This window comes from Nocardioides abyssi (assembly GCF_030412915.1).
Classification (GTDB): domain Bacteria; phylum Actinomycetota; class Actinomycetes; order Propionibacteriales; family Nocardioidaceae; genus Nocardioides; species Nocardioides abyssi.
Genome location: NZ_JAUHJR010000195.1, coordinates 1 through 275, shown reverse-complemented (window position 1 = coordinate 275; position 275 = coordinate 1). Strand labels below are relative to the sequence as shown.

At 68.7% G+C, this 275-nt stretch carries 1 protein-coding gene; it reads left to right on the top strand.

The features are described 5' to 3' along the window. Nucleotides 1-103: uL30 family ribosomal protein (locus tag QWY29_RS20465; protein WP_300963063.1), on the top strand; the 103-nt coding region annotated here is incomplete at its 5' end. Nucleotides 104-275: the final 172 nt, after the last annotated feature.

The window sequence follows — 275 nt, the reverse complement described above, 5'->3', positions numbered from 1 at the left end:
GCTCAAGCGCATCGGCGATGTCGTCGTGCGCGAGGACAGCCCCGCCAACCGGGGTTACGTTCGTGCGGTCGCCCACCTGGTGAAGGTCGAGGAGATTGACTAATGGCTGAAGAAGAAGCCAAGGAAGCCGCTGCGGCGGCCCCGAAGAAGGCTGCCCCCAAGGCTGCGCCGAAGGAGAAGGCCACCACGGCGCCTGCCGCCGAGAAGGCCCCCAAGGCCGCTGCGGCGGAGAAGGCTCCGGCTGCGGAGAAGGCTCCTGCCGCCAAGAAGGCGCC